At 47.0% G+C, this 19,431-nt stretch carries 18 protein-coding genes and 2 tRNA genes; 9 read left to right on the top strand and 11 right to left on the bottom strand.

The window, feature by feature from the left end; all coding sequences use genetic code 11:
- Window positions 1-57: 57 nt before the first annotated feature.
- The 4 genes from F9K33_07985 to F9K33_08000 form a co-directional block, all read right to left on the bottom strand.
- Entirely contained in the window at window positions 58-2,877 is a 2,820-nt protein-coding gene (locus F9K33_07985; protein KAB2879765.1) for a T9SS type A sorting domain-containing protein, read from the bottom strand.
- A gap of 15 nt (window positions 2,878-2,892) precedes the next feature.
- Window positions 2,893-3,684: a hypothetical protein gene (locus F9K33_07990; protein ID KAB2879766.1), complete on the bottom strand. Its 792-nt coding sequence runs from the start codon at window positions 3,682-3,684 to the stop codon at window positions 2,893-2,895.
- Window positions 3,685-3,706: 22 nt separating this feature from the next.
- Window positions 3,707-4,546, bottom strand: a complete 840-nt coding sequence (locus F9K33_07995; protein ID KAB2879767.1) for a hypothetical protein — start codon at window positions 4,544-4,546, stop codon at window positions 3,707-3,709.
- Between the two features lie 93 nt (window positions 4,547-4,639).
- Complete coding sequence (locus F9K33_08000) at window positions 4,640-6,301, bottom strand: T9SS type A sorting domain-containing protein (GenBank protein ID KAB2879768.1); 1,662 nt, start codon at window positions 6,299-6,301, stop codon at window positions 4,640-4,642.
- Between F9K33_08000 and F9K33_08005 the strand changes: the two genes are divergently transcribed.
- The 4 genes from F9K33_08005 to F9K33_08020 all read left to right on the top strand — a co-directional run bounded on the left by F9K33_08005 (window position 6,176) and on the right by F9K33_08020 (window position 8,770).
- Entirely contained in the window at window positions 6,176-6,661 is a 486-nt protein-coding gene (locus F9K33_08005) for a helix-turn-helix transcriptional regulator (protein ID KAB2879769.1), read from the top strand. The two genes, F9K33_08000 and F9K33_08005, sit on opposite strands and share 126 nt — an antisense overlap.
- A 385-nt stretch (window positions 6,662-7,046) precedes the next feature.
- Window positions 7,047-7,400, top strand: coding sequence for a hypothetical protein (locus F9K33_08010; GenBank protein KAB2879770.1), 354 nt, complete (start codon window positions 7,047-7,049; stop codon window positions 7,398-7,400).
- Window positions 7,401-7,442: 42 nt separating this feature from the next.
- Window positions 7,443-8,351: a hypothetical protein gene (locus F9K33_08015; GenBank protein KAB2879771.1), complete on the top strand. Its 909-nt coding sequence runs from the start codon at window positions 7,443-7,445 to the stop codon at window positions 8,349-8,351.
- Between the two features lie 8 nt (window positions 8,352-8,359).
- On the top strand, window positions 8,360-8,770 hold the full coding sequence (locus F9K33_08020; GenBank protein ID KAB2879772.1) for a hypothetical protein: 411 nt from the start codon (window positions 8,360-8,362) through the stop codon (window positions 8,768-8,770).
- A 5-nt stretch (window positions 8,771-8,775) separates the two neighbouring features.
- Here F9K33_08020 and F9K33_08025 read toward each other — a convergent pair whose 3' ends face one another.
- Window positions 8,776-9,249 (bottom strand): hypothetical protein, encoded by a 474-nt coding sequence (locus tag F9K33_08025; GenBank protein KAB2879773.1) that lies wholly within the window; start codon window positions 9,247-9,249, stop codon window positions 8,776-8,778.
- Between the two features lie 79 nt (window positions 9,250-9,328).
- On the opposite strand from F9K33_08025, the gene F9K33_08030 reads away from it, so the two are divergent.
- Together F9K33_08030 and F9K33_08035 are read left to right on the top strand one after the other, a co-directional pair.
- Window positions 9,329-10,750, top strand: coding sequence for a TraM recognition domain-containing protein (locus tag F9K33_08030; GenBank protein ID KAB2879774.1), 1,422 nt, complete (start codon window positions 9,329-9,331; stop codon window positions 10,748-10,750).
- On the top strand, window positions 10,747-11,688 hold the full coding sequence (locus F9K33_08035; protein ID KAB2879775.1) for a hypothetical protein: 942 nt from the start codon (window positions 10,747-10,749) through the stop codon (window positions 11,686-11,688). The genes F9K33_08030 and F9K33_08035 overlap by 4 nt, the downstream gene beginning before the upstream one ends.
- A gap of 114 nt (window positions 11,689-11,802) precedes the next feature.
- On the opposite strand, the gene F9K33_08040 is transcribed toward F9K33_08035, so the two are convergent.
- From F9K33_08040 to F9K33_08050, 3 genes are all read right to left on the bottom strand, one after another.
- Window positions 11,803-12,468, bottom strand: a complete 666-nt coding sequence (locus F9K33_08040; GenBank protein ID KAB2879776.1) for a hypothetical protein — start codon at window positions 12,466-12,468, stop codon at window positions 11,803-11,805.
- Between the two features lie 103 nt (window positions 12,469-12,571).
- Window positions 12,572-12,886: a hypothetical protein gene (locus tag F9K33_08045; protein ID KAB2879777.1), complete on the bottom strand. Its 315-nt coding sequence runs from the start codon at window positions 12,884-12,886 to the stop codon at window positions 12,572-12,574.
- Between the two features lie 13 nt (window positions 12,887-12,899).
- Entirely contained in the window at window positions 12,900-15,674 is a 2,775-nt protein-coding gene (locus F9K33_08050; protein KAB2879778.1) for a relaxase domain-containing protein, read from the bottom strand.
- Window positions 15,675-15,789: 115 nt separating this feature from the next.
- Between F9K33_08050 and F9K33_08055 the strand changes: the two genes are divergently transcribed.
- Together F9K33_08055 and F9K33_08060 are read left to right on the top strand one after the other, a co-directional pair.
- Entirely contained in the window at window positions 15,790-16,158 is a 369-nt protein-coding gene (locus F9K33_08055) for a hypothetical protein (GenBank protein ID KAB2879779.1), read from the top strand.
- The gene (locus F9K33_08060; protein KAB2879780.1) at window positions 16,155-16,583 is read left to right on the top strand and encodes a type II toxin-antitoxin system VapC family toxin; all 429 of its coding nucleotides are present in this window, start codon (window positions 16,155-16,157) and stop codon (window positions 16,581-16,583) included. Before F9K33_08055 ends, F9K33_08060 begins: the two co-directional genes overlap by 4 nt.
- 85 nt (window positions 16,584-16,668) lie before the next feature.
- Here F9K33_08060 and F9K33_08065 read toward each other — a convergent pair.
- Window positions 16,669-16,754: transfer RNA gene (locus F9K33_08065), tRNA-Leu, on the bottom strand.
- 79 nt (window positions 16,755-16,833) lie between these two features.
- Window positions 16,834-16,906, bottom strand: a tRNA-Gly gene (locus F9K33_08070).
- 326 nt (window positions 16,907-17,232) lie between these two features.
- Between F9K33_08070 and F9K33_08075 the strand changes: the two genes are divergently transcribed.
- Complete coding sequence (locus F9K33_08075; GenBank protein KAB2879781.1) at window positions 17,233-18,393, top strand: acyltransferase; 1,161 nt, start codon at window positions 17,233-17,235, stop codon at window positions 18,391-18,393.
- A gap of 470 nt (window positions 18,394-18,863) precedes the next feature.
- On the opposite strand, the gene F9K33_08080 is transcribed toward F9K33_08075, so the two are convergent.
- On the bottom strand, window positions 18,864-19,406 hold the full coding sequence (locus F9K33_08080) for an RNA methyltransferase (protein ID KAB2879798.1): 543 nt from the start codon (window positions 19,404-19,406) through the stop codon (window positions 18,864-18,866).
- Window positions 19,407-19,431: the final 25 nt, after the last annotated feature.

The raw sequence follows: 19,431 nt of genomic DNA on the forward strand, positions 1-19,431 counted from the left end.
CGATTTTGATACCCGCCTATGTAATAAATTACACAAGCGGGTATAGGTAGTTACGTATTATTTCAGAATCATAATTCGGTGGGCTTGGTTTATTGCACCGTCGGACGTTTTGATGATTAGCAGGTATGTCCCTGCTGCAAGTGTATCGGTTGTGATTTCAAATTGTGGCTGGTTTGCGCCGCGAACGGTTTCATGGATGAGGCTGCGCCCCATCATATCAACCACTACAAAGACATATTCTTTATCATCGTCCGCCGAAGTGCTGACAAATAAGCGGTTTTGCGCAGGGTTTGGATAGACGGATACCGTGATTTCTTTTTGCGCTGATGCCTTCGCTGGTGGTTCGGGTGCCGCCTCTTCCGCCATTTTATTAGCTGCTTTATAGGCTTGGTAGCCGTTCTCACCGTCTTTACAATAGTCGGCCAATTCCTGTTCGGCGGTTTCGTAGTTTTTACCGAAAGGTGAATAACCGCTGACGTTTTTCAGGCGGATGTCACGGCCAATGGTGGTGTTGCTGCTGATGCCCGTGATGTTTCCGGTAGCCTGCAATACGGCATCAAACCCCGATTGCACGCTAATAGTGCCGCTCAGGTTGATGTTTTTTGCATTGATGATTATGGTGTTGCCGTTGGTCTCAAATACGAATGGGTCGGTGGGTTCAATCACTTCATTGGTCAATGAAAGATTATCTACCTTCCTGCGTTTAACCTCCGACGAGTCAGGCGCATCGGTAATCCAGTTAATTTCATTCTCAGGGTCGAACAACAGATAGGTGAAGGTTTGGAAATTATTGTTTTGCAACCCGTTCGACCCCAACTGGTCAAAATACATATCGGCAGCCACTTTCATTTTTATTTTTTTGATTTTGAACGAGGCTTGGGTTTCTTCAACGCATTCTTTCAACTGACCTACGTTCACCGTTGTGTCACCTTCAAATACCGTCAATGATGTTTTTCTCACTCCAAATGCTTCGTAGCTATTTTTGAAATCCATCTTGAAGAAATGGTCGCCGATATCTTCGATATTTTTCCAAGGGGTTTCATAAAACAACTGGTAGGATGTGGTGGCTGGCACAGGAATAACGTCGCGTAGGTAAAAGTTTTCGTTGTCCTCGGTCAGGTGCAGCGTGAAGCAGTTGTCACCGTTGGGGATTGTATTTTCCAACTCAACGATAAATGACACGTAGAGTTTGGTTTTATCCATGTCAAAATCGAGGGCTTTGTTGAGTTTGTATTTCAACGGCTCGGCAACGTTCAGGAACAGTTTGTTATGATGCTCAACGGTATTTACTTCGTTGGTGCGGATGTTAATGGTCTTGATGCTGCCGGTCATCGAAGTATCTACAAAAACCGTGTCAAGTGATACCAATGTACGGGTTGGAAACTGGTCGCGCAGCCCCTTTACTACTGGCTTGCGCAATAGGGCATATAAGCCCACGGCATTATTGTAGGCAGGATAATTGTAAGCAGTTAATTGCTGCGGGTATTTGTATGAGCCGGGAGTTAAAAAATTCGATACATTCACAAAACCTGAGTCCGAAATTACCCCTGCAATTTTCATTTCGCTGAAAGTAGCCGTAGGCATAGAGGGGCGTTGTGGTTCTTTGGTAAAATCATCACCCAATGCCGCCATGGACAAAAAGTCAAACGCTTTACCCAACTGGCCTTTGGTAGCTTTGTTTACTTCTTCTGCCCAACCGGATGCAGTGGTGGTGTCTTTCTTGGTGGGACCGTCGATTTTTACGAGTTGGCGCAAAAAGAAGTCGCCCAATGGTTTGGCAACAAACGCGCCGCCTGCGGCACTTACTCCATCTTTTGCAGATTTCAGGATAGTACGCATGGTCGAATTGAACGGATGATTATAACTGTTGAGCTGGGTATTGTATAATTCCAGTTCGCGGTCGTATTTCACCAGCAAGCTGTCAAACCGTTTGAATAAAAGTGTTCCACTATTACCTGTCAAACTTGCGTTTTTTACCGCTTCGTTGGTGAGAAAGTTTTTGTAATCAGGATTGCCCAATACCGACACATCCATATCCTGCTGCACGATACGGCCATACAGGTCAATATTGAGATTTTTGACAGCCCAAAATGAAAAATCTATTTCACTTTGTTTTTCACACACACATGGGTCGTACCCCAACTGAAAATCCGATGACCACCATAAGGTATTGTTGTTTTCGTTGTGGTTGAAGGAACTGATTTCAGTAACCAAGGAAGGTTGGTCAAGTGTTTGGTCGTAATTCAATAGATGCCTGAAGATGCCTGAGTTGTCTTTTCCTGTCGGATAGCTCATCACCATTCTGACGTTTTGATACTGATTGTAATCAGTAAATAAATTGGCAAACACCCTCAGTTTTCCGGTATAGCGGTTATACAAAATAAAATAGGGTGCTCGTGGGTTTGCCAACCCATAAGACCCGGATAAAATGCGATTCGTGTCTGCAATGTTCACTGGATTACCGTTCGGGTAATAGCCTGTATTCATCCACATCAGTTCCCAACCGTCTTCCCACCAGATATCTGCATCGTAAACGGAGCTACCGACACCAAAAGGCTGGCTGAGATAATCGTATTCGGAGGCCATCGCAACGCTGAACGGGCTTTTCATTTTGTAATTACTTCCTGTCATGCCCGGAATGATCCACCCTGCTGTTGGGTTCAGGTCGATGTCATGAAAGGCAATGCCGTTGTCGATGCGAGCAAAGTCGAAACTATTCAGCCATGGATTAATCTTGTTCGGGAAAAGCGTAGAGAGTTCGTTATTGTAAGAACTATCGTATTTCGTGCGTATCAGGCGAACGCAGTCCTGCCCGTTGGCACAGACATACATCGCTATGGCCGCGGATAGTAGCAGCCATCGTTTTAATGTTTTCATTTAGAAATGGTGTCGTTAATTAGCGATTTTTCTGCCCTTGAACGTGAATTTCTTTTCGCTGATGGAAAACTCAATATCCGTTGCTTTGGTGGCTGGGTTTACCTTCATGGTGAACTTTCGGAAACCTAATGCCGGATAGCTATGCTGGATAATTTGGGTATTTGAAATGCTGCACGAACCCGATAACATCGGCAGTGTGTCACGTTTGTTTTGAAGGTTTGTGATTCTCGTTATCCCAAATGAGCAACTATCGCTGTACGTTCCATCATAGAAATGTCTTATCGTTACGATACCGCTATCTGTGGAATTATCCCATACCCCTTTATAGATGCCAGAGGCTTCAATTTCACACGCTGGAACAATTTTGAACGTTTTTACCACCGTATCGAAACCATCATCACTGGGATAACAGTGGGTATTGGGGGCTTTCTCCACGATGAGTTTCACCGTATATACGCCGTAAGAAACGGTAAAAAAGTTGCGCTCAAAAGTTTGTTCGGTAATGGTTTCCGCGCCCAGCGTCCATGTGTATTTTGCACCTTCAAGCGGGCAATGGAACCGGATTTGGATGCGTGGAAATACGTCGCCACCTTCATCAAGGTATAACTTACCTAATTCACCGCCTGAACTTGGGGCTGCACGTTGCGAGAGGATGATTTCCGCCGTTACGGGTTTTTTGCCGTAGCACGGATCATAATTCTCACATTCAGGGTTGGCGGGGTCGTGGCATTCGTCTTTTTCTGGTTTACAGTTCTGTAAGGTGAGAGCCAATCCGCAAAGCATTAATAAAGGCAGCAGCAATCGCATGGTGATATGATTTAATACAAATTTATTCTTTTTCTTTTAAAAGACGTTCAATCAGGGCGTTTAGTTCCTCGTTACGCTTTATCAACTGCTCGGTTTGTTTTTTCAGCTCCGCATTGTCTTTTGCCAAGGCATCGAGTTGTTTCTGCTGGTCGATGGTGTAGAGCGTCAATTCTTCCACTTTTTTGACTACGGTGGTGGTGATGGTCGTAACTGACATTCCCTCGGTTTCTACCGTTTGCGCCGATGGCATTTCAGGTAGATGCCCCAAGCTGTCAATTTCCTGCTCTAATTGGGAAAGCGGTTTTAGGCGGTATGTTGGCGTAAAAACATAGTCAGGCCATGTGATGCCTGTAAGGGTAATAAACACATCGTTTTTACAGGCGATACCACCGTTTACGGCAAGCATAAAGTTTGACACAGGATTAGTGCCGATACCTACACTGCCGCTCGTGTGCATGGTAAGCCCACGGTTCCAGTTCACCGAGTCATAACAGGCGTTGTTTACCCCGCTGGTTTGAATACGCAGGATGCCCGCAGGTAAGTCCTGAAATATCCGTGAACTCCATGTGGGAACTGGGCTGCCCGCAGGCGGTAGCATACCTACAGGGCGATTGAAAATGCGCGAGCGGCCGTACACAGAACTGTCGCTGTAGCAGTTGAAATTAATTGCACCGTCGTTCTGGCCATAACCGCCGATTATGATTTGACTGTTATTACCAAATCCGGCCTGTTGCGTGAAGGTGATGCCATTTACGCCGCAACGTTGGGCATCAATCGAGGTTGAATATAGAAATGCAAAAGCAAGGAGGCATGCGGCTGCAAAAGAATGCAGCAAAGAGTGTTTGTGAAAAACTGTTTTCATATGATAGGTATTCTGTCTGTAAACATGTGCAAAATTGTGCGTTTTCACGGGCTGGGAAAAGGGTGAAATCACCCGAAATGCACGAGTAACAGGTTAATCTTTTACCAGCCGGAACCTGCGGATGACTTCGCGTTCAGTAGAGGTTAGCGTGTAGATACCGGATGGGAGGGGTGTTAGGTTCAGCGTGGCATGGTCGGTGCCTTGTGGCAGTAGTTCGCTGAATACTATTTTACCTAAAATATCATAAAGACGGATACAGGCGGGGTGCGTTGTTGCGTGCTGCCATTCCAACGTGAAGGTAGTCGTCGCTGGATTGGGGTATAACATCACTGTTTCGTTCACACCTGCGGCTTCATCCACCCCTGCGGGAAGGTTGGTGCCGCCGAGTTTTACCAGCCATACATCGACATTGCCCACCGTGTCCTCAAAGTAAGTGAGGTGCCCCGCTACCAGAAAGCCGCCATCGGTGGTTTCTACGGTGGATTTTCCGACATAGGTTGCGCTGTCGCTGGCAGTGTCGTTTAGCAGTTTCTTTTGCCATACAAGGCTGCCATCGGCAGCAAACCGCACCAGCCATGTGCCAAGGGCTGTTGGGTCTCCGGCGGTGTCGGTTTCCACCGCGAAGCCGGTCATTATATATCCGTTATCCGCAGTACGGATCAGTTCTTCGCCGATGTGATATCTCGGAAAATAATGTTTGGTATCGGAGAGAACAACGCCCTGCTTATCAATGGTGAATAACCAATGATAGGAATTAGAGGATGGGCCTTTGATAGCCAAAAAACTATAACGATTGGGCTGCGGTTTGGCGGCACTTATGATGCCCCCATTTTCACCGTCATAGCATTTCGACCAGAGAATCGAGCCACTGGTATTGACCTTCACCAACCAGCAAACATAATCGCCTACAATAGTTGTGGGTAAGTCACCGTCTTCGGAATAACTTGTACCTGCCAAAATATATTCGTTGTCTTCGGTAACAATCAGGCCGTGCGCAACATCATTCCCGCTACCGCCGAATTCCTTTTGCCATGATACAACTCCCTGCGCTGTCAGTTTTGCCGCAATATAATTGCGGTCGCCGGAAAACTCATCGCCATTCAGCGCCGTGCCCAGCACCACAAATCCGTTATCCGGCGCCTGTGCTATCGCCACGGCTTCTTCGTCGGCATTGCTACCGATGGAGCGTTGCCATTCGATCGCCCCGTTTGCGTTGAGTTTAACCACCCACACATCGCGCCTGCCGTTATTGACGGTGACATCGCCATCCTCGGACAGAGAGGTGCCAAGCAGGATATACCCGCCATCCTTCGTTTGCTCGATGGTTCGCGCCTCTTCCGCGTCGCTGCCGCCCATGAGGCGCTGCCACTCGACGGCGGCCTGCGCATTGAGTTTCAGCACAAGAATATTGTCATCTTCGTCGGGTGTGGAGGAAACCGCAGCGATGATATATCCCCCATCGCCTGCATTGCGGATGCAGTAAGCCATTTCATAATCTGCCCCGCCGATTTTCTTCTGCCATACCGTATCGGGAGCCGATTGCGCCAGCATTCCGCCGACAGGGAAACACACACCAAGAAATAGTGAAACGAACGAGAATAACGATGATTTCATGTCGATAGTTTTTTGATGCAAACCAATGAAAAAAGCCGTCTGCAAGGAAACCGAATTGCGTATATTTGGAACCGTAAAACGGTTTTGCCCATGAAAATGAAGGTTGGCGATAAATTGCACCTGTTCCGCCAAGAACGCCATAAAACACAGGAAGAATTTGCCGATTTACTCGGGATGTCTCCCTCGGCCTATGCGCGCCTTGAGCGCAACGAAACGCAGGCAGATTTCGAGTCGGTGCTGCGCTTCGCCCATATCCTCGGCGTACCTGTGCAGGAATTTTTCCCCGAAAGTCTTGTCTTCCACAACAAAAACGAAGGCACTGGCGCAGGCGTGATTTTCGGTAATTACATCGTCAACGTGAACAAAGACGAATACACCACCCAACTCGAACAGCAAAACAGCCTTCTCCAAGAAAAAATCACCATCCTCGAAGCACGGATTACCGAGCTTATCGACACCAACCAGACATTGAAGGAGGTATTGCGCAAACTAGAACCATAATAGGTTTCGTGCTTTCTTAACGATACAGGTTGTGGTATGTTTTAGCTATGGCCGACACCCCACAAATTCTAACGTTTCCTATTCAACTGGTCGCTCCCGAAGAGGCACATCTTCTCAATGAAGATGAGACACGCATACAGGCACGTCTACACGTAATCGCCGTTATTGAGAGAATCCGCGATGGTCGTATGCCCGCCGAAGACAAAACCATCCAAAGCCTAAAGAATGTAAACCGCCTCCTCATGGAATACGGCGAGTCCCCCGTCGATTTGTCCGGGCTTGATAAGAGTAGTTAACCCTCTCAGCTTAACAAAAAATTAACAGCCAATATTTGGATAGTTTGGGTTAATTTCCGAATTTAGCATATGTAATTAATTTGCATGCTATGGGAATATTTAACCCTGTTGCTGACGCGCTTAAGCGGCAGCCCGCAGTGAATCAAACTGCCCTTCACAATGAAATTACTCAGCTAGGCAAATCACTCCGTCACTACGACATGAAAGAGGTGGATGACATTGCCTCTCCACCACCTCCCCAAAACCGCGAGGTGAATCCTAAAGACCTTCACGAAGTCGATATTAACGAAGAAACCAAAGACAATATCAGCCGCGTACAAGGTAATGAGGAAATGCTGCGTCAAAATGCGGTAGAAAAAGCCATTATCAGGCAAAATGAAAATCAAGCCAACGGTGTGCCCGGCTACGAGCAGCATCTCGAACCCGCAGATTTAGAGCGTTAAAACTACCAATGCAAAACTATCAAACCTTTATATCAACTGACTATGGGCGTTCTGTTTATTGTGCTACTCGTATGCCTTTATTATGGGTCGCGGGGATTAAGAAAAAGAATTTTTCATTATTTTAACCTTCGGGAGGAACCCGAACCTATTTATCCCCTCACCGAATGGGATATTAATACTCACCATCACACTCTTGCTAAGGAAACTCCTCCCATACCTGAAATCAATGATTCTTGGCTGAGCGTTTTTAAAAACCATTCACTGTTAAACAAATATTGTGCATCACTTGATGCCTACCGACAGAGTATCGAATCAGCGGCGAAACAGTGCTATGTCGAATTGGAAAATCGTCACGCCACATTGATTGACCAGCAAACACAACTTATTCGCAGGGTCTTTCGGGCAAAGAAGCACATTAGGCAATTTATCCCTGAATTAAAGCAGCTGCGCATCTCAACACATACCCTGCCAAAGGGTTTAACTATTCGTATTCCTGCCAAACCCAATATTCCCAATCCTGACACGATTGCCCGAAAATACCCTGTGGTTTCTACTGGTGCGGCAAATGCAGTAAGTAAGTCGCTTACTCAGCCCGGTGGAAGTGCTGCTATGGCACTTGCCGCGGTTGCTATTTCCGTGGTTCAAGCAAAATCTAACGTCTCTAAACTTAAGCGCGTGGTCGAGGACACCGCCGGACAAGTCTCTTACTATGTTAGAGATATGCGAGGATTTGTTGAGATATTGAAAACTGCGGACACAGCGCAGATAATCCCCATTTCTCAACAGCTAAAAGAGGCTGAAACATATATCAGCAAGCTGGTGGAAGATTTACAAACACTCCCGCCACACGCCCGAACATTAGGAGAGCTTAATGAAGAAACAAAGGGCAATGTCATTTATTTATATATGCTCATGCTAGATGCCTACCAGCTAAGTCACACACGAATTTAACCCTGTATATGGAGAAAAAGCCAATTGATATTACCCTGTTTCAGCAAGCGAAACAACGCAGTGAACCGTTTACTTTTCAACTGCAATCCAACGACCTTGTGGGGCTTGCCGTTGAAGCCATCCAGCTCGCAAAGCTGGTGGCAACGGAAGAAAGGGATTTAGCCGCTATCCGTTCACACCATGAGCTGAGGATGCAATTTCTTGAGCGTACCCACGAAGAGATTTTGATAGATGTGCAAAGCCGCTATACAGAACGCGCACAGATTATTGATGGCATTAAGGAATACGCGAAAATGCTGGTAGTCGCCGGAGAATATGGTGCGGCACAACAAATTATGATGCAACTCGCCGCTTTGCTCACCAGTGAAAGTCCCTTGACGACTGCTCTTAACCTACGCGCAAAACGACTTGAAGAATGATAGATTTAACGTTGTCTTGATATTCCTTGTTGGCGCTCTTGCTCTATCCGCATTGTCCATGAACCCGACTGCTGCTTTGGTTTATGAGCCTGACGATATAAAGCAACCCCTCCGATGGTAAGCAATCCAATCCCCGCGACAATGGCAGTAGTTTTGCCCATGCTCATCCCTTTAGGCAGTGTGTTCTTGCCGATAACAGGCGAAGTCTTACCAGTTGAAGATACAGCAGGCTTTACTGTATTTGAAACCGAAGGAGAGGTGGTTGCTAACTGCTCAGGTTTTAAGTTACGTGCTTTATGTCGCTCCATCATTCCTGTGAGCGCATCGACTGTCCCTTGCACATCTCCTTCTTTAAACCTTTGGCCTGCTAGGTCTTTGGTCGCAGCTATGTCTGCCATGGAAGCATCATGTAAGGCTTTTAACTGTTTGCCCAATTCAGTCATAAACTCCTTTTTCAACACCATTTTACCAGTAACCATTTGTAAAACGTGTGAAGATTTTGTGACAACTACGCAGGAAAAAAGAGTTTTTCCCCTTAATTAAACCCATAATAATTCAATGACTTTAAACCTTAACTACCCCCTATATTCATTTAACGGTACAGAACCCTTTACCCTCGCCGATGCCTGTGAAGGGGTGCAGATTTTTGGCGGTATCGGCTCAGGTAAAACCAGTGGCAGCGGCGCAGAGCTTGCCCGGGCTTATTTGCGAGCTGGATTTGGCGGCCTTGTATTATGCGCTAAAAAAGACGTGCTTGAAGAATGGAAAACCTACGCCAAGCAAACAGGACGGGAAAAACAATTACTTGTGTTTGATAGCTCCGGTGATTTTGTTTTTCCCTTTTTACAATATGAAATCGAGCGTCAAGGCGCAGGAGCCGGTTACACCGAGAACCTTGTTCGGCTTTTCACCACGATTTACGAAGCGGTAGACCGCAGTACGGCAACAGGCGGGAATGATCCATATTGGACACGGGCCATGCAACAGCTCTTGCGCAATTGCATTGACCTTTGTGTGATCTCACGCGGCTCAGTTTCTATTCCCCAAATCCGCGAGGTTATCCTCTCAGCCCCAAAGAATCCTGAGGAAATAGATCAGGACGAATGGCGTGAGAAAAGCCTGTGCTGGAAGCTGTTGCTTGAAGGCCATGCAAAGAACCACGATAGGTGGACACAGGGTGATTTTGACACGATGGCCTCGTTCTGGCTGGAAGAATTTCCAACACTTTCGGATAAAACACGCACCAGCGTGATTTCTACCCTAACTACAATGATGGATATGTTCCTTCGTAGACCGTTTCGGCAATTATTTTCCGAACCGCCGCAAGATCCGCGCACTATTGCTTACCCTGAACTTACCCATCGGGGCGTTATCATTGTGCTTTACCTCCCCGTAAAAGAATTTGCCGAGGCTGGCCGTGCGGTGCAGGTTGCTTATAAATATATCTGGCAGCAGGCAGCAGAAAGGCGCAGTGTTATTCCCGGTCAAACCATCCCCGTCTTTCTTTGGGCAGATGAGGCGCAGAACTTTATTACCAGTTACGATATGCACTTTCAAGCAACGGCGCGTAGTAGCATGGCCTGTACGGTTTACATCACGCAAAACCTACCTAATTATTACGCGGAGCTGGGCGGTGAAAATGAAAAGCACCGCGTTGATTCACTCGTCGGCAACTTGCAAACCAAAATCTTCCACGCAAATAGTGATCCGCTCACCAATGAAAAAGCGGCGGAAATTATCGGTAAAAGCTGGCAAAACCGTAGCGGATTTTCTCAATCCGTAGGGCGTGAGCAGTTTAACTTAAGTAACTCCATGAACCAGAGCTTTGATTATGATGTACCGCCACAACAATTCACCATGCTCAAAAAAGGCGGTGCAGCTAACGGCGGCATCGTCGAGGCGGTCGTGTTTCAGAATGGCAGGATATGGAGCAACCGCAAATCCCATTTATTTGCCCACTTCAAACAAACACTTTCATGAAATCCGAAACGATTACACGCAACGTCACCCGCAGGCCCGATGCCTCCAATAATTATGCATCATGGGTGTATTCTTTCTATTATATGCTTGGCTGGTTTACTGTGCCTATCGAAATACTCACCCGACGCAATTTCGGTAGCCGCTGGCTGACCGCCACTAACTTCTTTGCAGGACTATTGGTGTTGCTGCTGTTCACCGGATCGCAGTATGTTCTCCACTGGCATGCAACGGCTTTTCTGCAATGGCTGGACGTGTATGAAGGCGCAACTACGCCAGCGTCCTACACACGAAAAGAATGGCTGCTGGCACACAGCATGTTTGGCTTTTTAGCACTCTACCTAATCTTTGGCTTGGTACATTTTTATAGGATGTGGTGGCGGCGCGGCATCAATGCCCCGATCCATTCCTTTGACGATGGCACCTCATGGTTTGAGCCACTTGGAAAACTATTCATGTTTCCTATCAACCTGCTTGCAGCTCCATTTGTATATGTGGGAATGATATTTATACCCCGTCATGAGCGCAGGGTTCGCGCACCGTGGTGGTTGCGCAATGTTACTTCTTTTACCAATATCTTAATCGACCCTTTGGCATTGCTGGTGCTGGCGTTTCTTTTACAAGATGTTGCGGGAGTGTGGCTTTGCATTTCAGCACTGGCGACGTTTTTTTATGCTATCGAAAAACACCGCACCCGCCGAACTATGAAACAGGATTTGTCCGATAACATCATCGAGGCTGGGATATTAATGGGCGGTACACCGAAACAACCACAGCAATATCGTACGAAAAATAAAACTTGGCGCGGATGGTTTGCAAAATCGCAAGACCCAACAGAAACACCTCATTATGGCGACGTAAAAAGCATCATCGAGGATTTCCACAAAGATATGCGCGAAGGCCGACCAAAAGCAGAACCCCACAGGCCGCCTAGTATTTAATGTTAATCAATAAACTTTAGAAAGCTATTTTTTCACTTTTCCTTAATACAAGGAAGTAACTAATATCAAGTCACAGGGGTGATATGTCATTTCATGTGAGGATTTCACTAATGTTTAGGGAAGAATGGGTGCTTTGCTTGGATCGTATTCTCTTTCAGGCAACTTGATGATGTTGATGTCATACCTGCCTGTATTGCACTGTTCTATTTGTATTTTTCCGTAATCCCCAACAGAATAATTCCCTGTTTCATCCCTTATGTCTTGATTTTTAATCTCATATGTCAGTGATCCAACTGGCAGATCTCCAGTGTTTTTCTCAGCTCCTGGAGGTATGGATAACGTCACATATCTGTGATAATTTTGAAAATACGTTATGCCAACAGATAAAAAATATTTTGTATTGTTTTTAAAAACAAATGCGCCAGTTTTATACGTCTGACAATCCGGAATTTTAGTGGTAGCCATCGTCTGGTTTGCATTATCCCTTATGGATTCAGGATGACTGTGGGTATTAAAATTTTCATTTGATTCAACTTTACTGGGAGAGTTTGAACTCAGAGTGTTGGTGTTATAATAGTGGTTTTCTATGGTTTGTGGTTGAGGTTGCGATTGCACATTGCTTGGCTGTTGTATCGTAATCGTATCTTTATGAGATTGCGATGTTTCGGATGAATTCTTTTGAAAAGGATTTGTTATTAAAAACAGGATAACGCCGCTCACTACTGCTATTATAATCTGGTGAATTACGGAATTTGATTTTTTTTCAGTCTCGGCAACCATAGATAGATCAGTTTAATCAAAAATAAAAAAAATATAACTACAGTGACACATTTATTGTGTAAAATCATTCAGCGGAAATAATGCCTCTTCAACATAACCGATATTAAAGCTGCTCAATGCTGATAGTTTCTACAAACACCCCCTCTTCTTGGCTGTCGCCACCAAGGTTTACTTGTATATACCGAACACGGTAAAGCAACAGGTGGTCGAACAGGCGCGCGAGGTTGCGGCCTGTGATGGTGACCTGTTCGCGGGTGTTGGTGAGGGTGATGCCTGTTTCGGGGTCGAAGGTGATGGCGTTGATATAGGCATAAGGCAAGCCGATGCGTTTGCCGTCGGGCAGCCGCAAATCAAGGCAAGCATGGCTTGCGCCGCTGCTTACTGCGAAATAATCGCTGGTCGGCGATTCTTCTGGCACACGCGTAGGCTCGTTATCGCGTGTAATCCTGCTCTGTTCGAGGCGTTGGCGGAAGTCCATAGTGAGTGGCGGGTGATGAGTGATGGGTGATGGGTGGTAGCGTGGCGGTTCTGCGTTGAGGCTGTGATATCTGTGGTGAAATTTCTTTCTGCTGTTCTTGCCCGCGCAACAGTTCCGTTGCAGAAAGCCGAGCATTTGATTGGTTGACGGCTTGTGCCAGTTCGTCTTTATTATCGGTGTAGATGGAGACGGCCTCCCGCCCGCGTGAAACGGAAACGTAAAACTGCTCCATCGAGGAAGCACGCAGGCTCATGCTGCTTTGCGAGATAATTACTTTATCGGCAGTTTTGCCCTGTGCGCTGTGGGAGGTGGAGACATAGCCGTAATCGAGATGGCCGAACTCTTTGCTGAGTGTTGCGCCGTTGGTGAGCGTAATATTACCATTCCCGTCGAATGCCTGCACCTGATAGGTATTACCGTTGAACAGATGGGTGCCTTCAAGGCTTTTGCTGTTTTGGGTGATGCGGATTTTATCGCCCACGGCAAAGGCAATGGGTTTTTCCTCATAGATAGAAAAACGTGCCGTCTCATTCAATGGCAAGGAAACGGGGTTACCTGCTGCATCGGCAAGGGTTACTGCGTGTTCTGTCGCCTCGGTGACTTGAAGCCGCGAACCAGCTTTAATGCCCTTGCTATGCTGATGAAAGGCCACCCATTGGCCTTTGCTATAATGTTCCGCCAGCCCCTTTTGTGCTTCGGTGAATTGCAGGTTTTTAAGTGTTGTGTATTCATGGTCTGCGCCTTGTAAAACACCGTATGTTTTTAGGGTCTGTCGTATTTCCTGCGTTACCGCATCCGCCTCGGCATGGGTGGGGGAAACGACCAGCACATTTTTGGTACGCCCCCCGCTTGCATGGGCGGAATGGTAATACTCCTCGGCGATGGTGCGGGTGCGTTTCCCGCCTTCTTCGATTTGTTTGATGGCACCTAGTTTGTCGAGCGTGGCAAAGCCTTTTTCGACCTTGCCAGCAGCAAGCTGGGACACGGCCTCGCGGTATGCAGCGTTGGTCTGCCGCTGGATTTTATCGACCGTGATGGGGCGAACCCCTGCCTCCTCCTGCAAGATGCGTAGGGCATCACCACGGGTGACGCTGCTATGCTGTTTGGTATCGCCGGAGAGGATGATGCGTGCGCCCTGCCTTTCTGCGATCGCAAGAATGGCGTTCATGTCGCGGTTACTCAACATCCCCGCTTCGTCCACCCATATTACCTGATGGTTGAATTCGGGGTGGCGGGAAGAATCCTGTATCAGCATGGCAACCGTTTCGGCATTGGCAAAGCCTTCGCTACGCTGCACGCCACGGCTTGCCGCGCTTGATGGGGCGAAGGAATAAATCTGTTTGCCTGCCGCTTCGATGCCGCGTTTCACTTCCTGCATGAGGGTGGTTTTGCCTGTGCCTGCTTTACCGCTGATGATGGTGATGCCATCGGTTGATGAAAGTGCGTGATGAACGGCCTTGCGTTGCTGGGTGTTGAGCAACGGGTTTTGCGGTTGGTAATTGGAGTAAAGGGGACGAAACTTATTTTTGCTGTTGATGGCGGCGGCGATGAGCTGTTTTTCCTCGCGCAGGGCTTCTTTGGTGGTGAGGAGTTGGCGCAGGTCTTTTTCGACCGCGATTACTCCTTCTTCTTCGGCAAGGGCATGACGCACGGCGTTTGGGGTGCTACTGCCAATCGTCGCCTTGATGGCGGTCGCTAAAACCTCTTTATCGCTTGTTACCGATTTACGTTCCAGATGGTGGGCAAGCGCATAGCTCACGGCGTGGGCGGCTGTAGTAGTTGCGGTTGAGGCGTTTCCTCCGCCATCTGCGCTCCGCAAACCTTGTATGGAGGCGAGTTCGTCTGCACTCAGGCGATTTCGCCATGCGATTTCCTGTTGTTCATGGGTAAGCGCTATCCGTTTTGCCTCGCGGGTTTTGGCACCGATGGCGGATTTAGTTTTTCCATCGGTGATGCCATGCTCGGCGGCATACGCTTCAATTTCTTGCGTGCGGCGGGAGAAACGGTCGATAAGCGGTTGTGCAACCCCCGCAAGCTCGAACCCGTGTTCGGTTTTTTGGATGCCAAAGCCTAATCGTTGCAACTTATCGGCCAACAGTGAATGAAAGACGGCTTCGTAATAGGGAGCATCCTGATTCACTTGCCGGAACTGGCCTGCTTTCCATTTGTTATCCACTTCGTCATACGTTGCATTAAACACAAAGCAATGGCTGTGCAGATGCGGGTCGGCAACGCCGTCAATCGGCCTTGTGGTGAAATGGGTGAATGCTCCGTAGGCTATGTTACCCGTGATGCGGTTTTCGTTTTTGCTGCCACTTCGCACCCGTGTTTGCATTCCCATCTCTACTTCGTGCATGGTTTCGGCGATGGCGGCGTCGAATGCCGAGAGGATAACCTGTTTATCTGCTGCACTGCCAAGCGCATAGGCAAGGCTGACGGACTTGCTGGCGTTGAAGGTGAAATCATAGCCGACGGTGCGGTGCTGGTTCTGCCTACCTGTGAGGGTGGTGTGATGCGCTGGGTGCAGGTTATCACACAGGGCTGCAAAGTCGTTTTTGTCGATAGCCCCGATTAGCCCTAACTTCTTGGCAGCTATGCCGCCCCAACGCCCAGCTCCTTCGTTTTTTTCGGCATAATAATCGAGCGTGTCGCCGCCCTCCTGATAGTAGGCTTCGCTGTAATATTTTTTGGCGGAAGCGGCGGATGTATTCATGGTAATACGCAGCATGACCCCTTGTTTTCCTGCAAGTTAGAGGGCGTTTTGCAGGCTGCAAAATATTGGCGCAACGTGGATTAACGTGGTGTGATATGGTGGTTGAGCGGGGGTGTTAGCGTGTCGGAAAATGGGGAAACAGGAGGAAAGGAAAAAGGAGGACTATGGTGCGAAAGAAGGGTACCGCCGCGCAGGCTTGAAAATGCCTTTAAGTAATGGTAGAATGGCGCGAGAAAAGGATAAGGCTATGGATTGGGCACTGACGCAGGCACAAAAAGAATTCAGAAAAGTATTTGCGATGGCACTGAAAGACGGGCCACAGGAAATTCGTGGTGATGATGCAGCGGTGATTGTGATCAGGAAAGAGGATTATATAGAGCCGCCTGCGGTGTCGGGGCGCAGCATCCCGAATTTTGCCGATTATCTTTTGCATATCCCCCAAGTAGAGGGTTTGGATGTTGCCCGCGATAAAAGCACCGACAGGGATATTTCGCTTTGAAATACCTGCTCGATACCTGTATTTTAAGCGAATTGATTAAACCAACGGGAAATACCGCCGTCCGCGATACCATTGCCAAGATTGACGGCGCACAGCTTTTTATCAGCGTGGTGACAGTCGGCGAAATTGCCAAAGGCATTTTTCTGTTACCCCACACTCGCAAGCGCAAACATTTATCTGACTGGCTGTTGGGGGTGGAGACTTCTTTCGCTTCGCGGATTCTGCCCTACGATAAAGACACGGCGATTGCATGGGGTGAAATGACCGCCCGCGCCAAACAGCAAGGCCGGACGCTCCCCGCGATTGATGGCATTATTGCGGCAACCGCCTTGCAACACGGATTGCATATCATGACGCGGAATGTGAAGGATTTTGAGCCTAGCGGTGTTCCCGTTGTGAACCCGTGGGAGCGGACCGGACACTAGCTTCTCTTGCCTTTCACCCCACCTTCTGTTGTAGGATTGTTGTAGTAAACAAAAAAAGCCACTCGCTGGAGTGGCTTTAAACTCGTGCCCGGGACGGGAATCGAACCCGTACTGGCATTACTGCCAACAGGATTTTAAGTCCTGCGCGTCTACCTATTCCGCCACCCGGGCGGGTGGACTGTTTTTAACAAAAAACGGACTTGAGGGGCTTCCGGATAATTCCGTTTCTCTCAAATCCGTTACCATTTTGAGCGGGAGACGAGGCTCGAACCCGCGACCTCAACCTTGGCAAGGTTGCGCTCTACCAACTGAGCTACTCCCGCATTTTGTTTTCCCGTATCGGTGTTCCGTTTGGGGAGTGCAAATATAGTACTCTTTACATTCAACACAATAGCAGGGCGAAAAAATCTTTAAAATTTTTTCTTGTCTGCCCCCTTGTAGCGGGTGTTTTGAGGGTGTAGTGCACAGATTTTCAGTTAGATTTATGCTGACGGTGATTGTTAAAAAAAGTTTAAATTTTCTTTAAGGATAGGTGCACTTTGCGACGATTAAGGGGTATTTTGGTTAAAAGGCTATTGTAGAATATTGCTTGGTTGGGCTTTTATAAAAAGAAGCCGTATTTTCACACCCACAACTGCTACTAACTATAATGAACCAGCGTATTAAAATCCTGGATGGCTTTAGAGCATTAGCCATCTTACCTGTGGTGCTTTTTCACTTTTTTACCCGCTGGACAACACCCTTTAATGATATCTCGCTGTATCCGTACGGATCTGATTATGATTATTTTATGTTTGGCAAAATGGGGGTGCAGTTTTTCTTTATTATCAGCGGGTTTGTAATTGTGTACACGTTGGATAATACCCAAAACCTTAAGCAATTTTGGATACGTCGTTTTATACGGTTGTACCCAACCATGGTAATTGCCTCGCTGATAACGCTTACGATAATTAATCTTTTTGATTTTTCGGGCTATTTTGCGGCTAACGGTAAGATACAGAATATGCTATCGAGCCTTACGTTCCTTCCTCCGTGGAATTTAGAAACGATTTTCAGGAATAAACTGGAGTTTGAATACATCGACGGGGCGTATTGGTCGCTGTGGTACGAGATTTTGTTCTACATCCTTTGCAGCGTGTTGTACTTTGCCAATACCAAAAGCTTCTTCCGAAATTTTGTGGTAGTATCGTTTCTTATCATTGCCGGCGGTACTTTTTTCGATAATCTTAGCGATGGTAAATTCTTAGGAATGGCTATCAATCCCCAATCGTCGGTAATTAAATTATTGGGTTATCCGTTCAATTTATTCCCGTTGCACAGGCATTTGGTGTTTTTTCAGGCAGGATTTTTCTTTTACCACCTGTTTAAAGCCCGACACGGGGATTATAAAATTGATGACTTCTTTAAAATAGCAATGGGATTAAGCTTTGCGGTATTCTGTTACTATTCATACTATCATTACCTGCATAGTTTTGAAATGATGAATGTTGTGGCCGTAATGCTGATTTTCGCCTTGATGCTGGCTATGTTCCTCACCTTTATTTATTACCCCAAAGCATTGGCCTTTTTTGAAACCAAATGGATGGTAGAGATTGGATTAAGTTCTTACTTTTTATACCTCATCCATCAAAACATAGGCGGGGTGATTTTGAACGATGTTAAAGATATTTCGTTGTTTGCCAACCCAGTGTTACCGCTTGTACTGATGGTGTTTTTTGTGGCGTTTAGTATTTTTTATACCCGTAAGATTGATAAACCCATTTCAAAAACACTGCGCAAAGTGTTTAAGTTGGATGCGCATAAGAAGTAACTTTTTAGTGGTTGGTTGTTAGTGATTAGGGGGTTACAACTGGCCTCTGATAACTGTCCTGCTGACGAAGGAAGCATCTTATCCCGTTTTGTTAACACAGTTGCTATAAGGTTCTTCGCTGCGTTCAGAAAGATAGGGTGGGTGCTGATAGCATCCCGTCATTCCCGCGCAGGCGGGAATCTGTACCTAAGAACTTAAGAATGGCTATAGCCAACCGCACTCCTTCGACAGGCTCAGGATGGGCAACCGCACTTGCCACTGTCCTGCTGACGAAGGAAGAATCTTATCCTGCTTTGTTTACACAGTTGTTATAAGGTTCTTTGCTAAGCTCAGAAGGACAGGGGGGCTTTTTAGAATTTAGTTATTAGAGTTTAGAATTTGGCTAATGCCACCGCACCCTTCGGTAGGTTCAGGGAACTATAGTCTTAACAACTAAAAACTGTAAACTGAAGACTGTACACAGAAAATTCTTACCCGTTGTCTGTGGACAGTTGACTGTTAACTATTTCCCAAAGAGCTACCGCAGTAGCAACCGATACGTTTAGTGAATGCTTAGTACCAAATTGGGGTATTTCTACCAATACGTCACACAAATCTACTGCTTGCTGACTGATGCCATCCACCTCGCTGCCAGCAATCAGGGCTATTTTTGGGTGGTTTTCAATTTCCCACTCGTTCAAAAAAGTGCTTTTTTCGGTTTGCTCCAAACCCGCTACGGTGTAGCCCTCTGCCTTTAGTTCGGTGATGGCATCGGTAACGGTGGCAAAATGTTTCCATTCCACACTCAGTTCAGAACCTAAGGCCGTTTTGTGGATTTCTTTGTGAGGGGGAGTACCCGTAATGCCGCATAAATACACCGCTTGCACTTTAAAAGCATCCGCCGTGCGGAAGATAGAACCCACGTTGTGCATACTGCGCACATCGTCAAGCACCACTATCACCGGAAACTTACCAGTTTTCCTATATTCATCCACACTTAAGCGGTTTAACTCAATATTCTTTAATTTGCGCACCATATCACTTTGTCAACCAAGGAAA

This window comes from bacterium, from assembly GCA_008933615.1.
Taxonomy (GTDB): Bacteria; CLD3; CLD3; order SB21; family SB21; genus SB21.